18 protein-coding genes and 1 pseudogene are annotated in these 21818 nt (G+C 71.9%); 14 read left to right on the top strand and 5 right to left on the bottom strand.

The genetic code is table 11. The annotated features are described in order from the left end of the window. Positions 1–72 precede the first annotated feature (72 nt). Positions 73–1463, bottom strand: a pseudogene (hglS, locus tag KN815_RS05305) (2-oxoadipate dioxygenase/decarboxylase). Positions 1464–1743: 280 nt separating this feature from the next. On the opposite strand from hglS, the gene KN815_RS05300 reads away from it, so the two are divergent. The 8 genes from KN815_RS05300 (at position 1744) to KN815_RS05265 (ending at position 10353) form a co-directional block, all read left to right on the top strand. Continuing rightward, positions 1744–2790 carry a tetratricopeptide repeat protein gene (locus KN815_RS05300; RefSeq protein ID WP_216340566.1) on the top strand — a complete coding sequence of 349 codons (1047 nt, stop codon included), beginning with the start codon at positions 1744–1746 and terminating at the stop codon, positions 2788–2790. Further along, entirely contained in the window at positions 2787–3932 is a 1146-nt protein-coding gene (locus KN815_RS05295) for a polyprenyl synthetase family protein (protein ID WP_372458265.1), read from the top strand. Before KN815_RS05300 ends, KN815_RS05295 begins: the two co-directional genes overlap by 4 nt. 216 nt (positions 3933–4148) lie before the next feature. After that, positions 4149–5084, top strand: a complete 936-nt coding sequence (locus tag KN815_RS05290) for a fumarylacetoacetate hydrolase family protein (RefSeq protein ID WP_216340565.1) — start codon at positions 4149–4151, stop codon at positions 5082–5084. Between the two features lie 322 nt (positions 5085–5406). Beyond that, a complete protein-coding gene (locus KN815_RS05285; protein WP_216340564.1) occupies positions 5407–6033 on the top strand; it encodes an alpha-ketoglutarate-dependent dioxygenase AlkB in 627 nt (208 codons plus the stop codon). A 103-nt stretch (positions 6034–6136) separates the two neighbouring features. Continuing rightward, positions 6137–6733 carry an HD domain-containing protein gene (locus KN815_RS05280; protein ID WP_216340563.1) on the top strand — a complete coding sequence of 199 codons (597 nt, stop codon included), beginning with the start codon at positions 6137–6139 and terminating at the stop codon, positions 6731–6733. Positions 6734–6941: 208 nt separating this feature from the next. Further along, positions 6942–7376, top strand: coding sequence for a septal ring lytic transglycosylase RlpA family protein (locus KN815_RS50045; RefSeq protein WP_253208773.1), 435 nt, complete (start codon positions 6942–6944; stop codon positions 7374–7376). Between the two features lie 185 nt (positions 7377–7561). Next, entirely contained in the window at positions 7562–9505 is a 1944-nt protein-coding gene (locus KN815_RS05270; protein ID WP_216340561.1) for a serine/threonine-protein kinase, read from the top strand. Further along, on the top strand, positions 9502–10353 hold the full coding sequence (locus tag KN815_RS05265; protein WP_216340560.1) for an FHA domain-containing protein: 852 nt from the start codon (positions 9502–9504) through the stop codon (positions 10351–10353). Before KN815_RS05270 ends, KN815_RS05265 begins: the two co-directional genes overlap by 4 nt. Before the next feature lie 40 nt (positions 10354–10393). Here the strand turns inward: KN815_RS05265 and KN815_RS05260 are convergent, their stop codons facing one another. Next, positions 10394–12919 (bottom strand): ABC transporter permease, encoded by a 2526-nt coding sequence (locus tag KN815_RS05260; RefSeq protein ID WP_216340559.1) that lies wholly within the window; start codon positions 12917–12919, stop codon positions 10394–10396. Between the two features lie 203 nt (positions 12920–13122). Between KN815_RS05260 and KN815_RS05255 the strand changes: the two genes are divergently transcribed. The 3 genes from KN815_RS05255 to KN815_RS05245 are packed head-to-tail and all read left to right on the top strand — an operon-like array spanning position 13123 to position 15902. After that, complete coding sequence (locus KN815_RS05255; protein ID WP_216340558.1) at positions 13123–14448, top strand: sensor histidine kinase; 1326 nt, start codon at positions 13123–13125, stop codon at positions 14446–14448. Between the two features lie 20 nt (positions 14449–14468). Further along, on the top strand, positions 14469–15194 hold the full coding sequence (locus tag KN815_RS05250) for a response regulator transcription factor (protein WP_372458263.1): 726 nt from the start codon (positions 14469–14471) through the stop codon (positions 15192–15194). A 21-nt stretch (positions 15195–15215) separates the two neighbouring features. After that, complete coding sequence (locus tag KN815_RS05245) at positions 15216–15902, top strand: type 1 glutamine amidotransferase domain-containing protein (protein WP_253208772.1); 687 nt, start codon at positions 15216–15218, stop codon at positions 15900–15902. A 60-nt stretch (positions 15903–15962) separates the two neighbouring features. On the opposite strand, the gene KN815_RS05240 is transcribed toward KN815_RS05245, so the two are convergent. Continuing rightward, positions 15963–16565, bottom strand: a complete 603-nt coding sequence (locus KN815_RS05240; RefSeq protein WP_216340556.1) for a TetR/AcrR family transcriptional regulator — start codon at positions 16563–16565, stop codon at positions 15963–15965. A 151-nt stretch (positions 16566–16716) separates the two neighbouring features. Here KN815_RS05240 and KN815_RS05235 point away from each other — a divergent pair, with 151 nt between their 5' ends. Further along, entirely contained in the window at positions 16717–17841 is a 1125-nt protein-coding gene (locus tag KN815_RS05235) for an FAD-dependent oxidoreductase (RefSeq protein ID WP_216340555.1), read from the top strand. Positions 17842–17873: 32 nt separating this feature from the next. Here KN815_RS05235 and KN815_RS05230 read toward each other — a convergent pair whose 3' ends face one another. Then, complete coding sequence (locus KN815_RS05230) at positions 17874–18899, bottom strand: LacI family DNA-binding transcriptional regulator (RefSeq protein ID WP_216340554.1); 1026 nt, start codon at positions 18897–18899, stop codon at positions 17874–17876. A 261-nt stretch (positions 18900–19160) separates the two neighbouring features. Here KN815_RS05230 and KN815_RS05225 point away from each other — a divergent pair, with 261 nt between their 5' ends. Continuing rightward, positions 19161–19943, top strand: coding sequence for a TIM barrel protein (locus tag KN815_RS05225; RefSeq protein WP_216340553.1), 783 nt, complete (start codon positions 19161–19163; stop codon positions 19941–19943). Positions 19944–20035: 92 nt separating this feature from the next. After that, entirely contained in the window at positions 20036–21058 is a 1023-nt protein-coding gene (locus tag KN815_RS05220; RefSeq protein ID WP_216340552.1) for a Gfo/Idh/MocA family oxidoreductase, read from the top strand. Positions 21059–21062: 4 nt separating this feature from the next. Here KN815_RS05220 and KN815_RS05215 read toward each other — a convergent pair whose 3' ends face one another. Continuing rightward, entirely contained in the window at positions 21063–21806 is a 744-nt protein-coding gene (locus KN815_RS05215; protein ID WP_216340551.1) for a class I SAM-dependent methyltransferase, read from the bottom strand. Positions 21807–21818: the final 12 nt, after the last annotated feature.

The following is a 21818-nucleotide window of genomic DNA, read 5'->3' as shown; positions in this document are numbered from 1 at the left end:
AGCGGGCGTATGTGGTGGGGGTGATCTGCCGTTGGATCGAAGGCGAGGTGGCGGCGGGCGGACGGTGAGGGATCAGCCCGGGACGCCGTCGAGCCCCAGTTCGCGGGCGGCGCGTGCGAGGGAGTCGTTCTGCTGCCGCGCGTAGAGCGCGAAGGGGTCCAGGACATCGCGGCCGATGGCGCCGGAGAGCCATGCCGCGTCGTGGGCGGTGCCCTCCTGGCCGTTGTCCCGTACGCCCTGTCCGCTGAGGTTGGACTGGAAGATGCCGGCGGCGGAGCGGGGCAGGAAGTCCTCGTAGACGATGGGCTCGGCCCGTAGCCAGCCCCGCTCCAGCAGTTCGCCGAGGGCGGCGGGCGGACGGCTGCCGTCGCGCGGGCGGTCCGGTGCCACGTGGTAGGTGAACCAGCCCAACCCCCGGGCGGCCAGCTCCCGTTCGGTGTGGGGCAGATGCTCCTCCCATACACCGCGGGCCAGTTCGCCCCGGTCCACCCCCGGGTGGCGGGCCACTTCATGGTCGACGAGGGTGAGCAGCCGGTCGTACAGGGCACGGCCGTCGTGGGTGAGGGCGATACCGCGGGCCTCGACCTCGCCGAAGCGCACCCGCAGGGCGCCGGTGGTGACGCCGCCGTCCGCGAGGCGCATCGCGCGGGGTTCGTCGAGGGCGCGGAAGGAGGTCTGGCGCAGCAGGACGTCGGGGCCCTTCCAGGCCGGTGGCCCCTGGATGGTGTCGATCATCTGGATGCCGCGGTCGGTCATCCGCCGGTAGAGCTCGTCGATGTCCAGGACGCGCGGGGTGAGGTGGTTGATGTGGGTGCTGCGGACACCGCCGATGTCCGCCGCGACGGCGGAGATCCTCTCCAGGGTCTCGCACCAGACCTTGTCCACCGGCCCGGGTGACAACTCGAAGGCGGACACGGCGAGGTGGAGGAAGCGCTCGGCGTCCTCCTCGGGCAGCCCGTGCCCGGCCGCCGCACGGTCGGCCAGGGCGAGCAGCTCCGGCGGGAACAGCTCGCGGCCGGCCAGGAAGGTCTCCAGCCGGGAGCGCAGATCGGCGTCGAAGAACCGCGGGTCGGCGGTGGTGAGCAGGGAGGTGAAGACGCGGAAGGGGTTGCGCGCCAGCTCCTCCCCGTCCACCGGCGGAAGGCGGTCGAGACCACGGGGACCGCGCTGGCGGCGGCCTCGCGCAGATCGTAGAAGCCGACCGGGTGCATGCCCAGGGCGCCGAAGACGCGGGCCACCTGCCCCAGCTCCTGAGGTGTTCCGACCCGGATGGCGCCGTGGCGTTCGGCGGTCACCCGGCCGATGGACCCCAGACGCTCGGCGTCGGCGCCCCGTGCGCGCAGCACGTCCTCGTTGACCTCGCGCGAGACGTCCACGAGCGTGGTGTACGCGGGGACTTCCCGGCCGTACATGTCGGAGAGCCGTGCCGCGAAGGCGGCGCGCAACTGCCACTGGCTGACCATGGGTGAATTCTGCCTTTCCGTCGGGGACGTGCCGGATCGGGGCAGGGGTGCCGAGGCCGGTCCATAAGTTTTTTGCCACCCGCGGAGCCGATCGGTAAACCTCTCCGGGTCCGACCGCGTCTTGATCGACAACGGACGCACAGCACCGGTGATCTTGGCAAGGCCGGTTTCCTGTCGTCTATACACGGCGTGTATACATAGTGCGCATACTCGCAGTGCATGCACTCGGTGTATAGCGGACAGCCGCGTGTTCCTGGGAACAACAGACGGAAAGGCATCCATGTACGGCAAAGCATTCGCTCCTGAGTACCAGGGCTCCCTCACCACCCTGTCTGTGAACTCCTCGCTGGTCGACGTGCTGGCGGCGGGCACCGAGCAGTTGCGGGCGGCCGAGCGGGGCGGCTCCCCGGGCGAGGCGGCCCGTGCGGGGCTCGCGGTCGCCGAGGCGCACCGGAGGCTGGGGCAGGTGGGCGAGGCCGACCGCGAGTGGAAGGCCAGTTACCGGGCGGCCCGTGCGGCGGGGGACGTCGGAGCGATGGCGTGGGCGCTGTGGAGCGGAGGCACGCTCGCCCGGCAGCGGGGCGCGCTGGCGCTGGCGTGGCGACTGCTCGGACTCGCGGCCGAATTCGGCGAACGCGGCGGGGACATCGTCGTCCGTGGCTACTCGCTGGCCGGGATGGCCGAGACCGGCCGCATCCAGGGCGACTACGAGGCCGTGGGCGCGCTGCACGAGCGGCTCCTCGCCGAGGCACGCAAGCGCGGCGAGGCGCGGCACACCGTGTGGGCCCTGGAGGGAATCGCCCAGATGCACCGCAACACCGGGTCGTACGACTCGGCCTACGCGATGTTCCAGGAGGCCGCGGAGATAGCCGCGGGCGCCGACGACCGGCGCGGACACGCATGGGCGCTGCGCGGCATGGCCGACATCGTCTCCGTGCGCGACGGGGACGTGGAGCGCGCACTGGAGCTGCTCTCCGGAGCCGAACTGACCTGCCGCGAGATGAACCTGGTGAGCGCGCTCGCGTACAACCACAAGATGCGCGGCAATGTGTTCTACCGCGCGGGGCGTTACGAGGAGGCCCGCGCGATGTATGAGCAGGCCCTGGAGGAGTTCCGCGGTATGAGCGAGCCGCGCGGCGAGGGTCTCGCCCGGCTCGGGCTCATCAAGTCCCTGGCCCGGCTGGGCCGCGACCGCGCCCGGACCGACGAGGACCTGACCGAACTGGCCGGTGTGCTGGAGCGGATCGGGCTGCGGCACGCCCGCCGGATGGTGGACCGTGCCCGGGAGGAGTTCGGCCTCACGGAGGCGATGGAGGTGGCACTGTGACAACGGCGTTCCCCGTGCTCCTCGGGGCATACGAGCCCACCACAACTGCGCACGAGCCCGCCGCGACCGCGGACGGAACCGCCGCGACCGCGGACGGAACCGCCGCGACCGCGGGTGAAATCCTGGACCGCTGCCGGGAGTTGGTGCGCCCGGTGCTGGCCGAGACGATCGGCCGGCTGCACCCATGGGTCGGCGAGATGGCGGCGTACTCCTTCGGCTGGTGCGATGTGGGCGGTACGCCCGCCGAGGGAGCGGGCGGCAAGGGCGTGCGCCAGGCCCTGGCCGTGCTGTGCGCGGAGGCCGCCGGGGCATCCGGCGAGGCGGCGGTGGCCGGAGCGGTGGCGGTGGAGCTGGTGCACACCTTCTCGCTGCTGCACGACGACATCATGGACGGCGACCAGACCCGCCGCACCCGCCCCACCGTGTGGAAGGCGTACGGGACCGGCCCGGCCGTGCTCGCCGGTGACGCCCTGTTCGCACTGGCCGTGGAGGCACTGGCCGCCGTGCCCGGCGCCGGAGCCGCGGCCGGGGTGCGGCGCCTGAGCGTGGCGCTGGGCGACCTCGTCCGCGGCCAGGCGGACGACCTGCTCTTCGAATCGCGCCCCTGGACCGGCCCCGAGGCGGTCGGACCGGAGGAGTACCGCAGGATGGCCGAGCACAAGACCGGCGCGTTGCTCGGCTGCGCCGCCGCCCTGGGCGCCGCGCTCGCCGGGGCGCCGGAGAACACCGCGGCCACCCTGGACCGGGCCGGACGGCATATGGGCGTGGCGTTCCAGGTGGCGGACGACCTGCTGGGCATCTGGGGCGACCCCGCGGTCACCGGCAAACCCGTCCACCGCGATCTGCGGCAGCGCAAGAAGACCTTCCCCGTACTCGTCGCCCTGAGCGCCCGCGGCCCCGGCGCCTCGGCCGCCGGGCAGTTGGCCACGCTCCTGGCGGAGTCCCCGGACGCCCCGGACGACGCCACCACGCGCCGGGCCGCCGATCTGGTCGAGCGGGCCGGTGGCCGCTCGGCGGCCCTGGCGGAGGCCGACCGTCACATCGACGCCGTGGAGAGGTGCCTGGACGGTCTGCCGCTCGCGCCTCGCGCGAGCGCGGAGCTGCGCACCCTGCTGGGCTTCCTCGCGCGGCGCGACATCTGACCCGGCGGGGGATGGCGCTTGACCCGGCGGGGGATGGCGCGCCCCTCGCGACGGGTGCGCATGTCACTCGGGTCCGCGAAACCCTCGGCGACAGCCGGGTGCTCCGGCTGATGTTCGGGTAGCTTCGCCGCCATCGTGGTGGCCGGCGTATGCGCGGTCACCGCCCTCCGGGGGTAGAAGGTCCGACTACACCGTCACGAGAGGAGAGGACGACACATGACACGCATCGTGCGCTTCGCCGATGACGCCGGGACCGTCCGGACGGGAGTGGCCGACGACACCGGCGGGGTACGGGCCTTCCCCGGAGCGCCGCTCATCGCCGAGCTGCTGCGGCTGCCCGTGGCGGAGCTGCGGGCCCTGGTGGAGAACACCGTCGCCGGACCGGCGGCCGTCCGTGAGCCGGATGTCCTGCCGCTGCCGCCGCTGGACGGGCTGATGGAGCTGTGGGCGGCGGGGGTGACGTATGAACGTTCGCGCGAGGCCAGGGTGGAGGAGAGCACCGAACAGTCGGTGTACGAGCGGATCTACGACGCCGAGCGCCCCGAGCTGTTCTTCAAATCGCCGCCCTGGCGGGTGGTGACCGACGGCGAGCCGATCGCCGTACGGGACGACTCCGCGCTGAACGTCCCCGAGCCCGAACTGGCGCTGGTGCTCAACCGGCACGGCGAGACCGTCGGCTATCTCGTCGCCGACGACGTCAGCTCACGGTCCATCGAGGGCGAGAACCCGCTCTACCTCCCCCAGGCCAAGATCTACGCCGGAAGCGCCGCCGTGTCCTCGGCCATCGTGCCCGCGTGGGAGATCGACGCGCCCGACGCGCTGGACATCACCATGGCGGTATGGCGCGACGGCGAGGCGGCCTACCGGGCGTCCACCTCCACCGCCGCGTTCCACCGCACCCCGCGGGGGCTGGTGGACCATCTGTGGCGCTCCCAGCCCTTCCCCGACGGCGCCGTGCTGTCCACCGGCACCGGCATCGTGCCGGCGCTCGACTTCACCCTCCACGCCGGGGACGTGGTGGAGATCTCCATCGAAGGGGTCGGCACCCTGCGCAACCCGGTGCGGGCCCGGCAGTCCGACCTGGACTGGCTGGTGGAGGCCATCAACCATCCGCTGACCCGCCGGGCCCACCGCAGCGCCTTCCCGGAGTGATCCGCCGCCGTGACGGCGGCGTACGGGACCGCCGTGGCCACCGGCGCATTCCGGTCGCGGCCCGTCACCACCAGGAGCTGCCCGCACCGGCGCGGGCATCCCGCCCCAGGTCCGGGGCCCCGGCCCCGGAAGTGGCGGCGCCAGGGTGACCGGACGCGGTGTGCGTCGTGGTGACCGGACGTGGTGTGCGTCGTGGTGTGCGCATGGCCATGGGCCGACCCCCGGTCGCTGACCTGCGGTGTCACCGCCGAAGCAGCCACGGCCGAGTTCTCCGCGTCCATGCTGTAGAACGTTTGCTCGATTACGCGGGTACGCTGCACATATGGGTGCGTATCTCCAAGGCTCGCTCTTCGACCAGACCGACGACATCGGTCTCGGCTCGTTGTGCGGGATGCGCAGGACCGAGCTCGGGTCCGGGGCCTGGATCGATCTGCTGCCCGGGTGGCTGAGGGGAGCGGACGACCTGTTCTCCCGGCTCGTCGCCGAGGTCCCCTGGAAGGCCGAGCGGCGGCACATGTACGAGCAGGTGGTGGACGTCCCACGGCTGCTGTCGTTCTACGGCGCGGAGGACCCGCTGCCGCATCCCGTCCTGTCCGAGGCCCGGGAGGCGCTCTCCACGTACTACGCCCCAGAGCTGCGGGAGCCCTTCACCACGGCCGGGCTGTGCTACTACCGCGACGGCCGGGACAGCGTGGCCTGGCACGGCGACCGCAACGGCCGTGGCGGAAGCGAGGACACCATGGTCGCCATCCTGTCCGTGGGCGCGCCCCGGGACCTGCTGCTCCGCCCGCGTGGCGGCGGCAGCGCCATGCGACGGCCGCTCGGCCATGGCGATCTGCTGGTGATGGGCGGCTCCTGCCAGCGGACCTGGGAACACGCGATCCCCAAATCCTCCCGCGCCACCGGCCCACGGATCAGCATCCAGTTCCGCCCCAGCGGCGTGCGATGAGGCCGACTGTCGACCATCCGACTGCCCGACCACCCGACCACCCCGACCACCTCGGCCACGGCCGTCCGCCGTCCGCCCCCGCCGTGATTGTTAGGCTGCGGCGGTGATTCTGCCGACCGCCGACGAGGTGCGTGCGCTGCACGAGAAGTACGCGCCGACGCGTGCGGCCCTGGACCTCGTGTACACCCACTGCGAGATCGTCTGCCACATCGCGGAGCAGCTCATGGCGCGCGCCGGGCTACGGCTCGACGCCTCCCTCGTCCGCGCGGGGGCGCTGCTTCACGACATCGGTGTGTATCGGCTCTACGATCACACGGGCCGGCTCGACGAGGGCGGCTACATCCGCCACGGAGTCCTCGGCCACGAGATCCTCCGCCAGGAAGGCTTTCCGGAGCCCCTGTGCCGCTTCTGCTCCCACCACACGGGCGTCGGCATCACCCGGGACGACATCCGCGCGCAGAAGCTGGATCTCCCTGCGGCCGACTACACGGCCGACACCACGGAAGAGCAACTGGTGATGTACGCGGACAAGTTCCACAGCAAGACCTCGCCACCGAAGTTCCTCACCGCCAACTCGTACGCCACCTATGTACGGAGATTCGGCGGCGCCAAGGTCGATGGATTCCAGCTTCTGCGCGAGCGGTTCGGCGAGCCCGACCTCACGTCCCTCCGGGCGCGGTACGGCCACTCTCCGGTCTGAGCCGGGGCCAGGGCCGCGACTGGTTTTGGTCCAGACCATTGACATATATGGCTCGGGGCGCTGTCATGAGGGACCGTCAGCTCTGGGGCGGATTGTCATGATCGGGGCAGCGGCAAAAGAGGCAACGTGGTCGCCGCCGCGGCCGGCTGGCGAACGGCACACCCGCGCTCACATCACACCACCACAACCCGAAGTGAGGTTCTCCGCCATGCGCAAGGGAACGCTGATCGGCCGAGTGGCGGCCGCCGCCGTCGCACTGACCGCCGTGCTGGGTGTCGCCCCGGCGAGCACCGCCGCGACCAGCGACACCCCGCCGGCCGGTGAGAACTGCTGGGCGACGCACTACGGCTACATACCCCCAGGCGCCTATACCGCCAGCGGCGAACTCTTCGACAACAACGCGGACACCGCGGCGACTTCTCTGAGCCGCGATCCGCAACTGCCGTTCGGGACCAGGGTGAAGGTCACCAATGTCGCGAACAACGCGTCGCTGGTCGTACGCGTCAACGACCGCGGCACCTTCGCGTGGACCCCGTCGGTGCCCAAGTGCCTCGACCTGACCGACGGGGCGTACGCCCGGCTCGGCGGCGTGCTCGACCCGGACTCCGGTCACATTGTGGTCAAGGAGGAAATCGTGCCATGAGCCGGTGAAGACCGTTCATTTCACGCCGTGCGACGGCCGGGTGCGACCGTCGCACGCCGGAGGCTTCCCTCCTTCCGGGGGCCATCCACCGGAAGCGCTACCCACCGACGTCGGGGCCAAGTACTCTCCGTGGCGACACGGGAACGTGATAGGTGCGATGAAACGGGGTAGCGGGGGTGCGGGTGATGGCGGAGGCCGGTGACCGGGTCGCCGACCGATATCTCCTCCAGGAGCCCATCGGGAGAGGCGGAATGGGCGTCGTCTGGCGGGCCCACGATGAGCTGCTGGACCGCCAGGTCGCGGTGAAGTGTGCCCGTCCGGACGACGACCGCGCGGCGCTGCGACTCACCAACGAGGCACGGAACGCCGCGCGGCTGCACCATCCGCATATCGTCTCGGTGTTCGACTTCGTGGAAGAGAGTGAAGTCTGCTGGATCGTCATGGAGTACGTGTCCGGGGGCAGCCTCGCCGACCTGGTGCGCGACCGTGGTGCGCTCACCCCGGAGGAGGCGGGCTCCATCGGCTGCCAGATCGCCACCGCGCTGGCGAAGTCGCATGCCGAGGGCGTGGTGCACGGCGATGTCACCCCGGAGAACGTCCTGATCACCGAGGACGGCGTCGCCAAGCTGACCGACTTCGGCATCTCCCGGGCGCTGTGGAGCGAGGCCACCATGACCCGGACCGGCGGGGTGCGCGGCAAGCCGCCGTATCTGCCGCCCGAGGTGGCCAGGGGAGACGCGGCCGACCGGAAGTCCGATGTCTTCTCCCTGGGCGCGACGCTCTACGCGGCGATCGAGGGACGGTCCCCGTACGGCGAGGCATCGCACCCCATGGCCTACGTGGCGCGGGCCATCGAGGGCTATGTCGAGACCCCGCACCGGGCCGGTCCGCTGGTGGACCCGCTCAGCGCGCTGCTGAACGTGGAGCCGAAGCGGCGCCCCGCCGCCGATCAGGCCGTACGGCTGCTGCGGCGGGTCGCCCCGTCGTCCCCCCACCTCGAACACATCGAGGACACCTACGAGGACCCGCACGACGGCGACACGCTGGACCGCACCCCATTCACGATGCGGCTGCTGCCGCCGTCGGTGCGAGGGGCATGGCGCCGCCCCACCCGCCGGGTGGTGATCACCGCGACCGCGATGGGCACCGCCGCGGCCCTGGTGGCCTGGGCCGCCCTCGTCGGCCCCTGGGGCGACGGGCACTCCGACGAGAGCGGCCGGTCCGGGCAGGACGGCGGGCGTGGCGCGTCCGGTACGGGCGGCTCGCTGTCACAGGCGGGACGGGCCGGCACCGTGGGCGACGCGCGGACGGCCGACCCCTGCAAGCTGCTCAACGCCGCATCGCTCAGCCGCTTCGGCGAGACCGTCATCGACCCGGACTACGGCGAGATCGACCGATGCGATGTCCTGCTGCGCGGCGAAACCGGCGATGACATCGCCGATGTCCAGCTCAACTTCGACGCCGACCCGCCGGAGCCGGGCGGCGACGTGCCCACCCGGAGGATCGGCAACGTCACCGTCGGCGCCTTCCAGCGCGAGGGGGACGAGTGCGTGCGGAACATCGCCTCCGCCGACCGCGAGCAGATCTGGATCATCACCGAGCGGCTGGACACCCCGGCGCCCGACCCGTGCCAACTGGGCGACGCCGCCACCGACTACGCGGTCAGTGTGCTGGACCGCGGTCAGGTCCCCCGGCGCTCGGGGCAGCCGGTCGCGAGCTCCCTGGTTCGCACAGACGCATGCCGGCTGCTGGACGGCGACGAGCTTGAGCGGATCGCCGGTATGCGGGTGAAGGACCGCGACCCGGGCTTCGGGGACTGGCGGTGCGAGTGGGCGGACAGCTCGGACGACGCGGGAGTGGAGCTGGAGTTCACCCGGGACAATGAGTTCTCCCCGGAGGACGGGCAGCGGGCGGAGATCGACGGGAAGCTGAGCTCCGTGTCGCCCAAGGAGTGGGACGACGACTCATGCCTCGTCCGGATGCTGCACCGCTCGTACCGCAACTACCTCGGTGACGACACCGTCGAGTTGATGGCGTTGAACGTCTACGGGCCGAAGCCCACCAAAAAGCTCTGCCAGACCGCCAAGGCGCTCGCCGCCACGGCCGCGAAGAAACTCCCGAGCTCATGACCACACCTCCCGGCAGCGATCGCCGCACCACCGGCTGGGCCCCCGCCGCCCGCCACCCCGCCACCGGCCGTCACGCCGCGGGCGGCCGCCTCCTGCCCGCCGCACACGGCAGCCTGGCCCGCGGTGTGACCGCGCCGGTGCCGGGCACCGCCTTCGCCCTCGCGCTGACCGGTGGCATGACCCTGGGCCCCGGCGACGGCCGTGAGCTGCTCTTCGGGCGGAACCGCCCCGAGGTGCACGTCTGCGTGGGCGAGGACGACCCCCAGGTCAGCCGCTGCCAGGGCAGACTGACCCACCGCCACGGCCGCTGGTGGGTCGCCAACAGCGGCCGGCTTCCCCTCCGTTTCCCGACCCGGCTGCTCTTCACTGGCGAGGAGCCACTGCCCCTCGAAAGCGGCTACACCCCGCTGTTCGTCCGGGGCTCGCGCGACCGTGAGCATCTGCTGGAGGTCTTCGTCAGCGGCCCCGAGGCCGAGCGGCCGGTAGCCCTGCCCGGGGAGGTCACCCGCCCGCCTCGGGTATGGGTGCTCACCGAGGAGGAGAAGCTCGCGCTCGTCGTCCTCGGCCAGCGGTATCTGCTCCACGAACCCCGGCCGCAGCCCCTCACCTGGAAGCAGACGGCCGCCCAGCTCGCCGAGTTGCGGCCCGGCGAGGGCTGGCGGGAAAAGCGCGTCGAGCACCTGGTCAACCGGGTCCGCATGATGCTGTCGCGGGACGGAGTGCCCTGGCTGACCCGCGAGGAGGTCGGTGAGCCGGTCGGCAACGCGCTCAACGACCACCTCATCCGCGCCCTGATGATGTCGACCACGCTCGTCCCCCCGGACCTGGCCCTGATCGACGCCGCCTGACCGCACACCCCCGCGCACTCGGCGCCCGCCGCCGCACCGGTCATTCGGTGTCCGCGCCGATGGCCTCCAGCATCGGGAGGCGGGCGGCCTGACGCCCCGGCCAGAGCGAGGCGAGCACACCGATCGCGGCGCTCGAGAAGAAGAAGAGGGCCGCCCTGCCCCAGGGGATGACGAGCGGAACCACCTCCTGGCCGAGGACCGCCGCCGCGCCGATGGCCGTACCGGCGACGACACCGAGCGCGGAGCCGAAGAGCGAGATGGTCACCGACTCCAGGCGCAGCACCGATCCCACACCGGCGCGGTCCAGTCCGATGGCCCGTAGCAGTCCGATCTCCCGCACCCGCTCGAAGACGGCCATGCCCATGGTGTTGACCACCCCGAGGGCGCCGATCAGCACGGTGACGCTGAGCATGGCGTACATGATGTTGAGGAACGGCGCGGACCGCGCGGTGGCGGCGGCCCTCGCGTCGGCGTGGTCCTGGACGAGCAGCGCCGGGTTGTCCAGGGCGCGCCGGATCTCGTCCTGGAGCGCGGCGGTGCGGCCGGGGGCGGCCTTGACCAGGACCGAGCTGATGGTCGGCCGGTCCTCGGCGCCGGCCGGACGCGGCAGGGCGCGGTCGGAGACGAGGGCGGGGGTCAGATCGTCCGGGCCGTCGTAGATCGCCACGACGGGCAGGCTCGTCGGGGTGCCCGGCTTATCCGAGCTCGCGCCGGTGAAGCTGCCGGTGACGCGGGAGCCGAGCCGCCAGCCGCGGGCGGCGGCCAGCTTCTCGGTGACGGCGATGCCATGGCCGAGGCGGTCCAGCGAACCCTCGCGGACGGAGAGCGATGCCGCACGTTCCACCGCGCCGGGGTCGACCGCGGTGACCGCCAGGGACGGCTCGTCCGGGACGTCGAGGTAGGTCTGGATGATGGGTGTGACGGCCTCGGCGTCGGCGAGCCGCCCCACCCGGGCCGCCGTGTCCTCGCCGATCTCCCCGAAGTCGACGGCCGTGATCCGCAGATCCGAGGTCATGGAGCTGTCCACCTCCTGCTCGTCGAAGCGGTTCAGGGAGGTGACGGCCACGGTGACGGCGGTGACCATCGCCAGGCCGACCATCAGGGTCGTCGCCGTGGCCGCCGTACGCCGTGGATTGCGGCGGGCGTTCTCCACCGCCAGCTTGCCCCGGATGCCCGCCAGCCGGGTCAGCGGGGAGCGCAGCAGCCCGGTGACGCCCAGGGCGAGCAGCGGGGTGAGGACGATCAGGCCGACCAGCAGCAGCGGCGCGGCACCGAAGAGGAGGTTCGGCTCGCCGATGGCGGCGGCGACCAGCAGCGCTCCGCACGCGGTGACGATCAGCCCGATGGTGTTACGGCGGCGCAGCGAGGCGGCGGTGGACGGCTGGACGGTCCGCAGCGCCGCCACGGGCGGTACGGCCGCCGCCCGGCGGGCCGGGACGTAGGCGGCGAGGACGGTGACGCCGATGCCGACGGCGAAGGCCGCGATGAGCGCCTTGGCGGACCACGCCTGCACGGTGGCGCTCCCTACACCGGAGGCGTCGAACAGGCTGCCCATCAGGTTCGCGGCACCGATGCCCAGCCCGTAACCGAGGGCCGAGGCGGCCGTGCCGACCAGGGCGGCCTCGGCCAGGACCATCCGCATCACATGGCTCCTGGTGGCGCCGACCGCCCGCAGCAGCGCGTGTTCCCGGGCACGGGCCGCGCTGAGCATGGTGAAGGTGTTGGCGACCAGGAAGGTGGAGACGAACAGGGCGACACCGGCGAAGCTCAGCAGCAGTGTGGTGAGCTTGTCCGTGTCCTGCTCGGAGGCGGCGCCGGACTCCAGCTCCGCGCGGGTGGCCGCCCGCAGCCCGGACGGCAGCGACTTCTGTGCCTGCTGGGCGAGTTGGGCATCCGTTGTGCCGTCGGCGGCGGACAGGGTGATCGCCGAGTAGCCGTTCGGCGTGGGAGCGAAGTGCCGTTGTGCGGTGGCGGTGTCGAAGGCGGTGAGCGTACCGCCGGAGTCCACACGGCTGTCATGGGCGGTGAAGACGCCGACCAGCCGCGCGTCGCGGGCCGTGCCGCCCACGACGATGCGCACCTTGGCACCCACCCGGTACCCGGCGCGCTCGGCGGTCCGCCGGTCGACGGCGATCTCGTCGGCGCCACGGGGGCCGTGGCCCGCGGTGAGCGGATAGCGGACGTCCTCGCCGCTCTCGTCGGGCACATAGTTGACGCCCGCGGCCTGGTAGAGATCGCCCACCAGAGTGCCGTCGGAGCCGACGAGGAACGAGGGGCCCTCCACCACACCGCGCGCCGCGGCCGCCGACGGCAGCGCCCGCAGCCGCCGCAGAAGCGTGTCGTCGAGCGGGTGTGCTTCGGAGGAGTCCGCGGCAGAGGAGTCTGCGGTGATCGAGACGGACGCATCGGGCTGGGAGTTGGCGTGTGCGCGGTTCACGGCCGCCTGGACGGAGTCGCCGTAGAGCAGCGACCCGGTCACGAAGGCCACGCCCAGCACGATGGCCAGGGCGGGCATCGCGAAACGGAGCCGATGGGATCGGAGGGTGCGCAGAGCGGTGCGGAACATCGACTGCCTTCGGAAGGGACAACGGTCGGAAGGGGCGCGGCGCATCGCGCTCGAGCGCTCTCCGGCCGCCCCGGATGCCATCCTTCGCGAGAGCGCGGCGCGGCGGATCCACCGGATTGCCGAAGCGATCCGCGCACCTTCCCCGGCTTCCTCGGCCGAAAGTCTGATGTGGCGACGGCGGCCGGGCCGTAGCGTGACCTGCCATGATCTCCGATTTCCGGTCCAGTTTCCGGTCCCTGTCCGGGTCCCGCTTCCGTTTCCGGCATCTGTGGCTGGGCCTGGTCGGCGTCAGCCTGATGGTCCTGGTGGTCCTGGAGGGGCTGAACGCGCCGCATCCGCCGATGGCCGCGGCGACGATGGTGTCCGGGGTGCTGTGCCTGGCCGCGTTCGCCGTGCCGGAACGCCTCTTCGTGCGCTACGCCATCGGCGCGGCGGCCGTCTCCTGCGCGCTGACCTTGGTGGAGGCGCAGCTCTCCCAGCGTCCCCCGAACACCCCGGGCCTGGTGGAGCTGGGTGTGCTGCTGCTGCTCATCACCCGCGCCGTGCGGCGCTGCCCGCCCCTGCGAGCGGCCGGGCTGGTCGCGGGAGCCACACTCGCCGCCGTGGTTCTTCCCCTGCGGATCGAGGAGAGGAACGGCAACCTGCTGAATCTGATCGCCGTCATCGCGGTCTGCGCCGTGCCGTTCATGGTGATGGTGGGGCTGTGTCTGCGTCTGTACGACACGCTGCGGGAGCGGGAGCGCGAAGCCATCCGCCAGGGGCAACGCCTTGAGCACGCACGGGAGTTGCACGATTTCGTGGCCCACCACGTGACGGCGATCGTCGCGCAGACCAAGGCCGCGCGCTTCACGGCCGCGGCCGGCCACACCCAGTCCCCGGAGGACCTGGACCGGATGCTCGCCCAGATCGAGCGGGCCGGATCCCAGGCGCTGGGGTCGATGCGCGCCATGGTCTCCAGCTTGCGGGAGCACACCACCGCCTCCGCCACGACCCGGCCCACGGGCGATCCGGCGGGGCTGCGCGGGCTGCGCGACCTCACCGAGGAGTTCTCCGAGGTGGGGCCGCCCGCCGAGCTGACCCTCGCCCCGGAACTCGCCGACCGGCCGCTGCCGCCCGGCATCCTCACCACCGTCCACCGGGTGGTGCAGGAGTCGCTGACCAATGTGCGCAAGCATGCCACCGGGGTCGGCCGGGTCGAGGTGCGGATCGGTGTGCGGCCCGGCGCCCCGGAGCAACTGGAGGTGTCGGTCGTGGACGACGGGCAGGGTGGTGCCTCGCCCGCCGCCGAGCGGTCGGTCGAGGGGGGCGGCTACGGTCTGGTCGGCCTGGCCGAGCGGGTCGAGAAGGTCAAGGGGCGTATCACCACAGGGCCACGGGACGGCGGCGGGTGGCACGTCGTGGCGGTCCTCCCGCTGAACAAGGCGGATATGGCGGATATGGCGGATAGCGCGGACAAGGCGAACGCGACGGACAGCGCGTACACGGCGACCCTGGGCAAGATGGCCCCGAACGCGGCCTCCTCCGGCTGACGGCCCGCGCGCCTGCGATCATGCATGACATGACGATCCAGGTGCTCATCGCCGACGACCAGGAGATGGTCCGTGCCGCTTTCCGCATGATTCTCGACTCCCAGCCGGATATGCGGGTGGTCGCCCAGGCGGCGACCGGTGTCGAGGCGGTCGAGCAGGCCCGCCGGCTGCGGCCCGACGTCTGCCTCCTGGACATCCGCATGCCCGAGCTGGACGGTCTGGAGGCCACCCGGCTCCTCGCCGGGCCCGATGTGCCGGACCCCCTCAACGTCCTCATCGCCACCACCTTCGACCTCGATGAGTACGTCTACCGGGCGCTGCGCAACGGTGCCTGCGGCTTTCTGCTCAAGGACGGCGCGCCCAGCCTGCTCACCGAGGCGGTGCGGGCCGCGGCCTCGGGCAACTCGCTGATCTCCCCGTCGGTGACCGTCCGCCTGCTCGCGCACATGGGCCCCCACCGCGACCGGTCGGCCCCCGCCGAGGCCCGTCCGGTCAGCCGGGGGAGGGGCGAGCCGGAGGGCCTGATCGAGCCGCTGACCCAGCGGGAACGCGAAGTGGTCCGGCGGGTCGCCCGCGGCCGTACCAATGAGGAGGTGGCCGTCGATCTGCATGTCACCCTGTCCACGGTCAAGACCCACCTCGGCAACGTCCAGCGCAAGCTGGCCGCCCGCAACCGCGTCGAGATCGCGGCCTGGGCCTGGGAACACGGCATGGTGGACCAGTCCTGGCCGAGCGACGGCGGGTGACCCGCCCGGCGGCATTCCCTGATGTGCGCGCTACCAGGTGCGGGCGGCGCGCTGAAGCCGCTCGCGGACCCGCGCCACGTCCGGGTTGGCGGGGCCGATGAGGCCGTTGCCCCCTACGAGGCGTTCAAGGCCGCGGGCCACGAGATCACCGTGGCCACCCCCGGCGGCGTCGTTCCGCCCGTCGACGCCGCCAGCCTCAGCCCCGAGGCCAACGGCGGCCCGGAGAACGCCGCCAGGATCAGGAGCGTCGCCGAGACCGCCGCCGAGTTCCACGCCCCCATCGCATTGAGCGAGGTGCGCCTGGACGAGTACGACGCCGTCCACGTCCCCGGCGGTCACGGCCCCATGGAGGACCTCGCGGTCGACGCCGACTCGGGCCGGATCCTCACCCAGGCGGTACGCGGCGGTATGCCGGTGAGCGTGGTCTGCCACGGCCCGGCCGCGCTGCTGGCGGCGGTCACCGAGGACGGCACCCATGCCTACGCCGGCTACCGGATCACCGCCTTCACCAATGAGGAGGAGACGATGGCCGGTAACGCCGACAAGGCCAAGTGGCTTTTGCAGGACCGCCTGACCGAGGCGGGCCTCACGGTGCGCGTCGGCGAGCCCTTCGCACCGCATGTGGAAGTCGACCGTAATGTGATCACCGGCCAGAATCCGGCCTCCTCCGGCCCGCTCGCGGACGAACTGCTCAAGAAGCTCGGCTGACCGCTCATCCCTCGTCCCCGTCCACCGCACCGGTGGACGGGCCGTGGTCCGAACAACCGCCTAGGAGCTGGGGGGCGCGGAGGGCTTGGCCGGCGGTTGCCAGCCCTGTGTGAGGATGTCGAAGATCGCGTCGACGGCGGCTCGGCGGTCCTGCCGGCCGCGGGCCAGGGCCGGGATCTCGAGTACGAATCGGGCAAGGGTCACACATGCGAGGTCGTCGTGGTCGACGCCGAACTCGTCGGCGATGGCCGCGCCGAGGCTGTCGGTGTGCCGGGTCCACATGCGTTCCGCATAAGCACGCAGTGCCGGTGTGGAGTCCACCAGGTTGGTGAACTCGGCTATCCGCGGATGCGCCGTGATCGGCAGCCAGGAGTCGAGGACATGCTGTCGGAGGGCGTCGAGGAGGCTCTGACCGGCGGCTCGTTGCCGCACCGCCGCGTTCAGTTGCGACTCCCGGTCCTGCTCCTGGTCGAATACCAGCGCTTCCTTGCCGGTGAAGTGCTTGAAAACCGTCGTCGTCGACACATCGGCCGCATCGGCGATGTCACGGATGCTCACCTGGTCGTAGCCGCGTTCCAGGAAGAGCTGTAGCGCGGCGTCGGCGATCGATTGGCGGGTGGCCGCCTTCTTGCGTTCGCGGCGGCCGACGGGGGGCTCGGTCATGGCTTGAGCATATCCGATAGTTGCATCGAGGGCTAAGTTGACTCGTTGCACTTTTCTACTGGGTCTGCTTTTCTGAGGTCTGCGAGAACCCGAGCGGCGCCTCTGCCTCGGCATGGTCCTCGCCCCTCTTCGCCGGTGAAAGGAACCACCATTGACCTCCCCCGAACCTGCCCACGCCCGCATCAGCGTCATCGGCGCCGGGCCCGGCGGCCTGACTTGCGCCCGCATCCTCCAGCAGCGCGGCATAGCGGTCACCGTCTACGACCGCGACTCGGGTCCCGGCGCGCGCAACCAGGGCGGCACCCTCGACCTGCACGCGGACAACGGCCAGATCGCCCTGCGCGAAGCCGGTCTGCTCGACGAGTTCTTCAAGCTGGCCCGCCCCGAGGGGCAGGAAATGCGCAAGTTCGACCCGGCCGGCACGGTGACGTTCCATCACATCCCGGAGGCCGACGAGCTGTTCAAGCCGGAAATCGACCGCGGCCAACTGCGCACCCTGCTGCTCGACTCCCTGAAGCCGGGAACGGTGCGGTGGGGACGCGCCCTCGACAGGGTCGGCGGACCCGCCGACGGGCCGCGGCAGTTGTCCTTCGCCGACGGCACGACCATCGAGACCGACCTGGTCATCGGCGCCGACGGCGCCTCCTCCCGGGTGCGCCCGGCCGTGTCCCCGGCCGTCCCCGGGTACACCGGGGTGAGCTTTCTGGAGGCATGGTTCTCCGACGTCGAGAACCGGCACCCCGACATCGCCGAACTGGTCGGCTCGGGCAGCGCGGGCGCGGCCGACGGCGAGCGCGGCCTGTTCGCCCAGCGCAACAGCGGAGACCACATCCGCGTCTACATCATCCGGCGAGCCCCGGTCGACTGGCTCGCCATGGGCGGCCTGACCGCAGACGACACCGACGGCATCCGCGCCCTGCTCCTCGACGAGTACGCCCACTGGTCGCCCCGTATGCGCCAGATGATCACCACCAACGACGGCCCCTACGTCGACCGCCCGCTCTTCGCCCTCCCGGTCCCGCACACCTGGGAGCACAACCCGACGGTGACCCTGCTGGGCGACGCCGCCCACCTGATGCCTCCGCTCGGTGTCGGCGTCAACCTCGCCATGCTCGACGCGAGCGAACTCGCCCTCGCCCTCGCGAACGCGGCCACCGTCGATGACGCCATCCGCGTCTACGAGAAGACCATGCTTCCCCGCTCCATCGAGATGGCCAAGGCCCTTGAAGGCGGCGCCGAGCACCTGCTGTCCGCCGACCTGCCCGACGGCTTCTGAAGCCAGAGGTGAAACGGACCGGTCGTCGCGTATCAGGCGGGCCCGGCCGTCGTGCCCCGGATGACGAGGTGCGGGGCGACCACGGCCTCGTCGGTGGGTGTCCGCTCGCCCTCCAGGCGGGCGATGGCCCGGCCGACGGCGAGTTCGGCGAGGCGGGGGATGTCCTGGCCGACGGTGGTGAGGTTGATATGGGCCAGGCGCGCCAGATGGCTGTCGTCGAAGCCGATGACGGAGACCTGGTCGGGAACGGAGACCCGGGCACGGAGGAAGGTGTCCAGGACGCCGGTGGCGCAGCGGTCGTTGAAGGCGAGGACGGCCGTGGGCAGGGGAGTGGCGTCGAGGAGGGCGTGGGCGCCCGTGGCGCCGTCCTCCTCGGTGAGCCCGCCGGGCAGGATATGGACGCGGTCGGCGAGGCCATGGCGGCTCATGGCGGTGCGGTAGCCGCGGCGCCGGTCGGCGGCGCCCGGTGCCCTGCCGCCGTCGATATGGGTGATGTCGCGGTGGCCGAGGGCCACCAGGTGGTCCACGGCCTGGCGAGCGCCCTCGTCGTCGGCGGTGCGCACCACCTCCACGCCCGGGGCGGTCCCGCGCAGCCGCCGGGCCACGGAGACGACCGGAAGCTGTCCGGCGAGTTCGGCCAGCCGCGCGGCCGGGGCCTGCGGGCCGAGCAGGATCAGGGCCTCGCAGCGGTCGGCGAGCAGCGCGTCGGTCGCCCGCTGCTCGCCCCGACCGGCGGCCACGGCGCTCAGCGCGATCTGGTACCCGGCGGGCTCCGCCACCGCGTAGATGCCCTCCAACAGGTCTGAGTGGAAGGGGTGCTGGAGGCCGAACTGCACCCCGAGGAGATGGGACCGGTGGCTGCGCAGCAGCCGGGCCCGGGTGTCCGGCCGGTATCCGATCTCCCGTGCCGCCTCGAGGACCCGCTCGCGGGTGGCGGCACCGGCGCCCTTGGCGTCCCGCATCACGATGGAGACCAGCGCCGTGGACACGCCTGCGCGCGCCGCCACGTCCGCGAGGGTGGGGCGCTTCCCATGGGGGACGGCCGGGGTCGGTGGCACCACTGGTCTCCCTGGTCGAGATGTCGGTCGAGATGTCGTCTTCGGGCGGAGCGGGGCGGTCGGCGTTTCGCCTTCCGGGCGACGATCGTAGCCCAGGCCGCGATGGGTGGCGCCCGGCTTCTATAACGTTCTAGCCATTCGGTCGTCGGCCCTTGACAGGGGTGGCCGGTGGCTGGCTTACTGCTGCTCGTTCACTAGAACGTTCTAGCAATTGGAGCGTTCTAGTTGGTGTCGGGGTCGTCGTAGAGAGGGCGAGCAGCGATGTACACGTTGGCGGTCTGCGCCGAGATGGTCTTCCGGGAGCTGCCGGTCCAGGAACGGGCACGGCGCATCCACGACGCCGGCTTCCAGGTCGAGATCTGGGACTGGAGCCGACACGATCTGACCGCCCTGGAGCGGACCGGCGCGGTGTTCTCCTCGATGACCGGCTATCTCCGCGGCAGCCTGACGGACGAGGACGGGGCGGCCGAGCTCCTGCGCACCGCCGAGGAGTCGGTCAAAGTGGCCGAACGGCTCGGCTGCCCCCGGCTGAATCTGCACGGCACCGGGCTGGACGGCGACGGCCTGCCGGTGGTGCCGGTGGCGGGCCCGGCCACCGGCCCGATGTGGATCGCCGCCCACCGCACCCTCACCCGCCTCGCCGAACTGGGCGAGCGCGCCGGGGTCACTTTCACCCTGGAGAATCTCAACACCGCCGTCGACCACCCCCAAGTGCCGTTCGCGACGGCCGCCGACACCCTGGCCCTGGTCGCGGCGGTGGACCGGCCGGGCCTGCGGATGAACCTGGATCTGTACCACGCGCAGATCGGCGAGGGAAACCTGATCGAGCTGGTCCGCCGGGCCCATGGCCGGGGCCTGATCGGCGAGATCCAGGTGGCCGACGTACCCGGCCGCCGCGAACCGGGAACCGGGGAGATCAACTACCCGGCCCTCGCCCGAACCCTCGTCGACCTCGGCTACGAGGGCACCGTGGCCATGGAGGCATGGGCCTCCGGCGACAGCGGCCTCGCTCTGGAGCGTTTCCGCTCCGCCTTCACCCGCTGACCGACCCCGCGGGCGCGACACCGTACCGCCCTGACCGCACCCGTTCTCACCCGTTCCCGCTACGGACCTCACGGAATCCACGGAGCATCCGCATGACCACGCGACACCCCCTCCCCGTCGGTCTCATCGGCGCCGGCCGCATGGGCTCCTTCCACGCCGAGACCCTCGCCCGCCGTCTCCCCGGCGCCCGTCTCGCGGCCATCGCCGACCCGGCCCCGGGTGCCGCCCAGGGGCTCGGCGACCGGCTGGGCGGCACCACGGCGTACACCGAGATAGCCGAACTGCTCGCCGACCCCGGGATCGAGGCGGTGGTCATCGCCACCCCGGCCCGTACCCACGCCGGGCTGGTCGAGGCAGCGGCCCGGGCGGGCAAGGCCGTCTACTGCGAGAAGCCCATGGCCGTCACCCTCGATGAGGCGGACCGCGCCATCGCGGCCGTGGCCGACGCGGGCGTCCCCCTCCAGGTGGGCTTCAACCGCCGCTACGACACCGGCTTCCACGCCGCCCACGAGAGGATCCGCGCAGGTGCCATCGGCACCCCGCAACTGCTGCGCTCGCTCACCCGCGACCCCGAGCTGGCCGATCCGGGCCGCATCCCGCCGTGGACCATCTTCCTGGAGACCCTCATCCACGACTTCGACACCCTGCGCCACCTCAACCCCGGCGCCGAGCCCGTCGAGGTCTTCGCGTTCGCCGACGCCCTGGTCCGCCCCGACTTCAAGGACCGCGGACTGCTCGACACCGCCGTGGTCACCATCCGCTTCGACAACGGCGCCCTCGCCACCGCCGAGGCGAACTTCCAGGCGGTGTACGGATACGACGTCCGCGGTGAGGTCTTCGGCTCGGCCGGCATGCTCACCATGGGCGACATCCGCCGCAGCCATCTGACCGCCTACGGCCCGGACGGCGTAGGCGCCGCATGCGTCACCTACGACCAGGATCTCTTCCACGACGCCTACGTCGCCGAACTCGCCGACTTCACCGAGTGCGTGCGCACCGGCCGCGCCCCCTCCGTCACCGGACAGGACGCCCGCGCCGCCCTGTCCATCGCGCTCGCGGCCATCGAGTCGGTCACCACCCATGGACCCGTCCGGGTCGGCGACGCCGTGGCGTAGGCCCTCACACCGCCTCGGCGGGCTTCCGGTAGACCACGACATATCCGCCCTCCGCGGTGAAGGGCGCCCGCGACCAGCCGTCCCAGCGCCCTTCCAGCCGGAGGCCCGCCAGCCGTGCCATCAGGTCCAGCTCGGTGGGCCAGGCGTAGCGGAACACCATGGGGTACAGCTTCGTCCCGCCCTCGGTGATGGCGACGTACTGCCGGTTGACCGTCTGCGTCACCCGGTCGAACTTCGAGACCCGCAGCACCACCTGGTCGAGTGCCACCTGAAGGGCGTCGCTGGCCTGCGGCTGGATCAGCCGGTGCGGATCGGGCACGAACACCTGGAGGACGAAGGCGCCACCGGGGGCCAGCCGCGCGGCCACGTTCTGGAAGCAGCGGATCTGGGTCTCCTGGTCGCGCAGCAGGAAGAACGTGTGCTGGACGGCGTAGACGAGGTCGAAGGTCCCGTCGACGGCGGCCTCCGCGAAGTCGCCCTGGACGGCCCGCACCTGGGCGCTGCCCGGCTTGTCGGCCATCTGCTGGAGCATGACGGGGGAGGCGTCGATGCCGGTGACCCGCACTCCCCGCTCCGCCAGCGGCAGGGCGACCCGCCCGGTGCCCACGCCGAGTTCCAGCGCATGGCCGGGCTTGGCCACGTCCACGAGGAACCCCACCGCCGCTTCCTCGTCCTTCGCGGCCGGCCAGCCGATGGCGTCGTGGTCGGTCATGCGGTCGCCGTAGGTCGACGATTGGTATCCCTGCACGTGCGCACTCCT

It is taken from the genome of Streptomyces niphimycinicus (assembly GCF_018883605.1).
GTDB lineage: Bacteria > Actinomycetota > Actinomycetes > Streptomycetales > Streptomycetaceae > Streptomyces > Streptomyces niphimycinicus.
The sequence above is the reverse complement of the archived record's forward strand: the minus strand, read 5'-3'. Positions and strand labels throughout refer to the sequence as shown.

Excerpts from the sequence above, each read along its gene's own strand:
- KN815_RS05270 (WP_216340561.1), top strand. The coding sequence starts at position 7,562 with ATGGCGGAGGCCGGTGACCGGGTCGCCGACCGATATCTCCTCCAGGAG.
- KN815_RS05285 (WP_216340564.1), top strand. The coding sequence starts at position 5,407 with ATGGGTGCGTATCTCCAAGGCTCGCTCTTCGACCAGACCGACGACATC.
- KN815_RS05245 (WP_253208772.1), top strand. The coding sequence starts at position 15,216 with ATGTGCGCGCTACCAGGTGCGGGCGGCGCGCTGAAGCCGCTCGCGGAC.
- KN815_RS05290 (WP_216340565.1), top strand. The coding sequence starts at position 4,149 with ATGACACGCATCGTGCGCTTCGCCGATGACGCCGGGACCGTCCGGACG.
- KN815_RS05240 (WP_216340556.1), bottom strand. The coding sequence starts at position 16,565 with ATGACCGAGCCCCCCGTCGGCCGCCGCGAACGCAAGAAGGCGGCCACC.
- KN815_RS05250 (WP_372458263.1), top strand. The coding sequence starts at position 14,469 with ATGCATGACATGACGATCCAGGTGCTCATCGCCGACGACCAGGAGATG.
- KN815_RS05255 (WP_216340558.1), top strand. The coding sequence starts at position 13,123 with ATGATCTCCGATTTCCGGTCCAGTTTCCGGTCCCTGTCCGGGTCCCGC.
- KN815_RS05300 (WP_216340566.1), top strand. The coding sequence starts at position 1,744 with ATGTACGGCAAAGCATTCGCTCCTGAGTACCAGGGCTCCCTCACCACC.
- KN815_RS50045 (WP_253208773.1), top strand. The coding sequence starts at position 6,942 with ATGCGCAAGGGAACGCTGATCGGCCGAGTGGCGGCCGCCGCCGTCGCA.
- KN815_RS05225 (WP_216340553.1), top strand. The coding sequence starts at position 19,161 with ATGTACACGTTGGCGGTCTGCGCCGAGATGGTCTTCCGGGAGCTGCCG.
- KN815_RS05260 (WP_216340559.1), bottom strand. The coding sequence starts at position 12,919 with ATGTTCCGCACCGCTCTGCGCACCCTCCGATCCCATCGGCTCCGTTTC.
- KN815_RS05220 (WP_216340552.1), top strand. The coding sequence starts at position 20,036 with ATGACCACGCGACACCCCCTCCCCGTCGGTCTCATCGGCGCCGGCCGC.
- KN815_RS05265 (WP_216340560.1), top strand. The coding sequence starts at position 9,502 with ATGACCACACCTCCCGGCAGCGATCGCCGCACCACCGGCTGGGCCCCC.